Source organism: Dryocola clanedunensis subsp. sulfonylureivorans (genome assembly GCF_016756775.1).
Taxonomy (GTDB): domain Bacteria; phylum Pseudomonadota; class Gammaproteobacteria; order Enterobacterales; family Enterobacteriaceae; genus Dryocola; species Dryocola clanedunensis.
Genome location: NZ_JAERMU010000051.1, coordinates 1 through 6,105, shown reverse-complemented (window position 1 = coordinate 6,105; position 6,105 = coordinate 1). Strand labels below are relative to the sequence as shown.

Below are 6,105 nucleotides of genomic sequence, written 5' to 3'. Positions count from 1 at the left end.
TATCAGTCAGGACGCGGCCAGCCAGATTAACGCCGCCCGCCATATCACAGCGAACGCCCGCGACACGCTCAGCAACCAGGGGCAGATAACCGCCGGACAAAATCTGACGGTAAACAGCACCAGCCTGACCCAGAGCGGTAAGCTGCTGGCGGGCGGTAGCGCTCAGCTGAACAGCGAGGTGCTCAATAACAGCGGTTCCGTGCAGGGCGGCTCTGTTGCTGTGACCAGTACAACCCTCACCAACAGCGGCTCGCTGCTGAGCGGCAATGGTCTGGGCATCAACACCCGCGACTTTACCCAGAGCGGCAATACCGGGGCCAAAGGTAAGGCGGATATCACCGCCAGCGGTAAAGTCAGCAATACGGGCTCACTGGTAAGCGATGATTCGCTTACCCTTAAGGCGCGGAGTGTGGCCCAAAACGGTACGCTCTCCGGCGGTAAAGGACTGACCGTCAACGCTGAAACGCTGGATTCCGGCAACGCCTCCGTGACCCATAGCAACGGGGCGATGGCGCTTAACGCGACGGCGACAGCACTTGACGGTGAGGTCAGTTCCGGGGGGGACATGCAGCTGCAGGGCGACAGCGTTTCCACCGCAGCAACCGCTCAGGTTCAGAGCGGTAAAAATCTCACCATCAAAGCCAGAACGGCGACGCTTGCGGGAACCCAGGCGGCTCAGCAATCTCTGGCGGTGAACGGCTCGGAAACAGTCAGCCACAGCGGCCAAAGCAGCGCCGCGTCGGTCAGCCTGAATGCGCCACAGTTGAATAACAGTGGCGTGGTGGTGGCCTCTTCTCTGAGCAGCCAGTCGCAGAGCCTGACCAACAGCGGTCTGATGCAGGGCGATGCTTCCCTGCTCATCAACACGCAATCACTGAATAACCAGCAGGACGGCACGCTTTACAGCGCGGCCAGCCTGGCGCTCGATATTCCGGACATCAGCAACAGCGGTCTTATCACCAGTGACAGCGGGCTGTCGCTAAATACCACCGCGCTGACTAACCCGGGCAAAATCATCGGCAGCACGCTGAACGTTAACGCGGGAACGCTGACGGGCGAAGGCTTACTGCAGGGGGCCCGCGTCCTGACGCTTGCCGGGGGGAACCTTTCACAGGGAGCTGCCGGGCGCTGGCTGACCGCAGGCGATTTGTCCGTTGACGGTACGACACTGACCACCGCCGGCACCACGCAGGGACAGAACCTGAGTCTCAAAGCAAAGGACCTGAACAACAGCGGTTCCGTGCTGGCCACCGGCAGCCTGGATGCGGTAATTGCTAACTCACTGCTGAACGACGGTGAGCTGATGAGCCAGGGGAGCCTGACGTTCAGCGCGCCGACGCTGACAAACCACGGCAGCCTGCTTGCCGCAGGAGATATGTTACTGAGCGGTAAGTCGTTTATCAGCAGCGGTACGCTTCAGGGCAACACCCTGAGCCTGACCCAGGACAGTATCGCAAACCAGGGCACGCTGACCGGCCTGGGCGGCCTGACGCTGAACAGTGCCGGTGCGCTGACCAACAGCGGCGACCTGCTTAGCCAGCGGGACCTCTCCGTAAAAGCCACCGATGTGACCAACAGCGGCCGCCTTCAGGGAGAAAACATCACGCTCGACGGCCGCAGCCTGACCAACAGCGGGGCGATTCAAAGCGCGCTGGGACTGGCTCTGACGCTGAGTGGCGATATGCAGGCCATCACCGGCAGCAAAATTACCGCGCTGGGCGACGCCCGCATTGCAGGTAAAGCGCTCGGTAACCAGGGGCTGGTGAGCGCAAAAACGCTGGCTATTCAGGGGGATTCCCTCGACAACAGCGGTGAAATCAGCGGCGTGAACGGCCTTGGCGTCACGCTCAGCGGCAACCTGCAGCAGCAGCAGCAGGGGAAACTGCTGACCGGCGGAAAGCTCGCGGTGAAAGCCCGGGACATCAGTAACGGCGGTCAGCTTCAGGGGGGCGACACACAGATTAACGCTGACTTACTGACCAACAGCGGACGTATTCAGGGCGACAGCGGCCTGACGCTTACCTTGCTGAATGCGCTGACCAATCAGGCTGGCGGCGTTATCCTCAGCCAGAGCGCGCTCACTATCACCGCGCCGGTACTGACCAGTGACGGCACGATTCAGGGCAACGGTAAAACCACCCTCAGCGCAACCACGCAAACCCGCAACGGCGGCAAAATTCTCTCCGGCGGCGACCTGACCTTATCCACGCCGGACTACAGCGGCGCAGGCTGGCTGCAGGCCACAAACCTGGTGCTGGACGTGGCGACACTCGAAAGCCACGGCACGGTGATTGCGGCGAACCAGGCCCGGCTCACCGGCAACAGCCTGACCAACGGCGGCACCTTCCAGGCGGCGATGCTGGATGTCAATTATCAGGCGATGAGCAACAGCGGCACCCTGCTCGGCAATCAGAGCCTGACGCTGAAAGGCAACACGCTGAACAACGCCGGTGGCAAAATGTTCAGCGGCGGAGATATGCTGACCGACGTCACCGCGTTGAGCGGTGCCGGCCAACTGGTGGCCCTGGGCAACCTGACGCTGAAGCTCGCGAACAGCTTCAGCGCGCAGGGGGTCATTGCGTCGAACAAACAGCTGTCGGTGACAAGCCAGGGCGATATCACCAACGCAGGGGCCTTACAGGGCAAGGGCATCACCCTGAACGCGAAGGGCAAACTCAGTAATAACGGCCAGCTCACGGCTGGCAGCGGCACCACATCCCTCTCCGGCAGCCAGATTGCCATGAACGCCAGCGGCTCACTTCAGGCGGGCGGCGATGTCAGCCTGACCAGCCTGGGTAATATCACACTGGATGGCTTTACCGGTACGGCAGGCAGTCTGGTGCTGACAGCGGCAGGTTCTCTCGTCAACACCGCATTGCTCTACGCAGGAAATAACCTGTCGCTGTTTGCCAACAGCATTCAGAATCTGCGCGGCGATATCCTGGCGGGTAATAACCTGGTGATGCAAAAGGATGCGTCAGGCGCGGCGAACTCTGAGGTAAGCAACACCTCCGGGAATATCGAAACCACGAAAGGTGATATCACCATCAAGACCGGGCATTTGCTCAATCAGCGGGATGGTTTGAGGGTTAACACATCAAGTGTGATTGATAACCCTGCCGGGATCGATGGTTTAGGGAATTCAACTATCGATATTCCGGTGTCGCTGCTGCCGGATGGAAGCTACGGGGTTTACAGCAATGTTTCCACAAGCTGGAATGGTGGTTCTCCTGGTCACGGAGGCGGCAACTATGTCACAACAGAAAGATGGTATTACGCACCATGGAAAAATTCGGATCCGGTGGAGTTTATTGCCCGTCAGACCAGGCAGGATGTTACCAGTGATGGTGCCGCTGCGCGTATTTCATCCGGTGCTGATCTCAGCATAAATGCTACGTCACTGGACAACTTAGCGAGCAATATCCTTGCAAATGGTGATGTGGATCTATCAGGTTCAACACTGAATAATCAAAGCTGGCAATCAGGTATCTACACTGATTATTACTCCTATATTGCCTCTCCTGACACTCGTATGTATGCCAGAAAAACCGTTGATCAATTGCCCCGCAAGGGCTTCCCGGATAAAGAGGGAGCGATACTTAAGTTACCGACTCTGGATCAGACGATTAAGTATGCGTTGAATGGAAAGCGCAGTGAAACGGCAAACGGCGAAAACTTTCGCGCCGTTATCCAGGCGGGCGGCAACGTTAACGCGAATTTCACCCGTGATATCAGTAATACCAGTACCACGACGAGTGCTGACAAAATCATCAACACCATTATTGCACCGGAACTGAACACCCCGTCGGCACAAACCATCAGCGGAGGAGCCAGCCAGCAGGCGCTGGACGGAGCAGGAACCCTGGCTATCACTACGCCAGACTGGAAAGACACTTCTGCCAGCCAGGCCATCAGCGGTGGCGGCAGCCTGGCCCCGGACGGCATCGACGGCAACTACCCGCTGCCCTCCGGTAATAATGGCTACTTTGTGCCTTCCACCGACCCGGACAGCCCGTATCTCATTACGGTGAACCCGAAGCTGGACGGCCTGGGACAGCTCGACCCGTCGCTGTTTGGTGACCTGTATAAGCTGTTGGGTATGAACCCGGGGAGCGCGCCGAAAGAAACTAACGGCCAGTACACCGATATTAATCAGTTCCTGGGCTCGTCGTACATGCTCGACAGGCTGCACCTCGACCCCGATAACGACTACCGTTTCCTGGGCGATGCGGCGTTTGACACTCGGTATGTGTCCAATTACGTGCTGAACCAGACCGGAACCCGTTATATCAACGGCCTCGGCTCTGACCTCGACCAGATGCGCTACCTGATGGACAACGCCGCAGATGCACATCAGAGGCTGGGCCTGAAGTTCGGTGTGGCGCTCACCGCCGACCAGGTGGCTGCCCTCGACCACAGTATCCTGTGGTGGGAAACCTCCACCATTAACGGCCAGACGGTGATGGTGCCAAAAGTTTACCTGTCGCCGAAAGACGTGTCGGTCCAGAACGGCAGCGTGATTAGCGGCAACAATGTCCAGCTGGCAGGTGGCAGTCTCACCAACAATGGCAGCTCGCTGCTGGCGCAAAACGGGCTGACCATCGACAGCAGCAACAGCATCAGCAACCTCAACGCCGGGCTTATCAGCGCGGGTGGGGGATTGGATCTGAACGCGCTCGGGGACATCAACAATATCGGCTCGGCCATCAGCGGTAAAACCGTCCAGCTCGAAAGCACCGATGGCAGCATCAACAACATCACCCGCACGGCGCAGTGGAGTGCCGGGAGTGACAGCCGCAAGGGCAGTGTGCATATCAGTGGCACGGATGTGGGTCAGACCGCCTCGATTACCGCTACCGACGGCCTGTCCATGGGCGCGGCAAACGATATCAACATCACGGGTGCGAAGGTCGCCGCTGGCGGCGAGCTGGCGATGGGCGCGGGCAATAACATCAATATCACGGCAAATCAGATCAACGACAGCCGCAGCCAGTCGGGCTTCCGCAGGCAGAAAGACAGCAGCACCTCCACCACCTCAAACCAGGGCAGCACCGTGACGGCAGGCGGCAGCGCCATCATGCAGGCCGGCAATGACCTGACCGTTACGGCCAGCGCCATTGATGCCGGTAAAACGGCGCAACTGGTGGCGGGTAACGACCTGAGCCTGAACGCGGCGGATAACCACGAAAACCAGCGCAAGGGCAGCACTGAGAATCATCACAGCAGCGCAGACGGCACCACCGTCACCGCAGGGGATAATGTGACCCTGGTGGCCGGGCGTGATATCAGCAGCCAGGCTGCGGGTATTGCGGCTGAGAAAAATGTGGGTATCCAGGCCGGACGTGATGTGAAGCTGCAGGCTGAGGCGACCATTGACGGCAGCAGCACGCACGAGAAAAAGAAAACCGTCATTGACGAATCCGTGCGCCAGCAGGGAACCGAAATCAGCAGCGGCGGTAATACGGCAATCATTGCCGGGCGCGATGTTAACAGCGAGGCCGCACGGGTTACGGCGAGCGGCGATATCGGCGTGGCTGCGGGGCGGGATGTGAATCTCACCACCGCCACCGAAAGCGATTATCACTACAAAGAGCAGACCAAAACCAAAAAAGGGTTCCTCAGCAAGAAGACAACCCATACCATCGAAGAGGACAGCGCCACCCGTGAAGCAGGGACCCTGCTGAGCGGAGACAACGTGCAGGTCAGCGCCGGTAATAACCTGCTGGTGAAAGGTTCGTCCGTGGTCGCGGATGATGCGGTGAACCTGAGCGCGGGTAATAATGTGGATATTGTTGCCGCCACCAACACCGATTCAAGCTGGCGCTTCAAGGAAGTGAAGAAGAGCGGCCTGATGGGCACCGGCGGGATAGGTATCACCGTCGGCAGCAGTAAAACCACACACGACCTGCGCGAGGCGGGCACCACCCAGAGTCAGAGCTTCAGTACCGTGGGCTCGACGGGCGGTAGCGTGGTGATTTCAGCCGGCAATCAGGCACACATCGGCGGTGCCGACCTGATTGCGGGCAAGGACCTGGCGGTTATCGGCGACAGCGTCCTCATCGACCCGGGCCACGACAAGCGGACCCGCGACGAGACCTTTGAGCA

At 59.3% G+C, this 6,105-nt stretch carries 1 protein-coding gene; it reads left to right on the top strand.

Annotation, left to right across the window (positions count from 1 at the left end; translation table 11 throughout):
• Positions 1 to 6,105, top strand: a 6,105-nt coding sequence (locus HYQ67_RS23565) for a hemagglutinin repeat-containing protein (RefSeq protein ID WP_202308594.1), incomplete at both ends; no start/stop codon positions are given.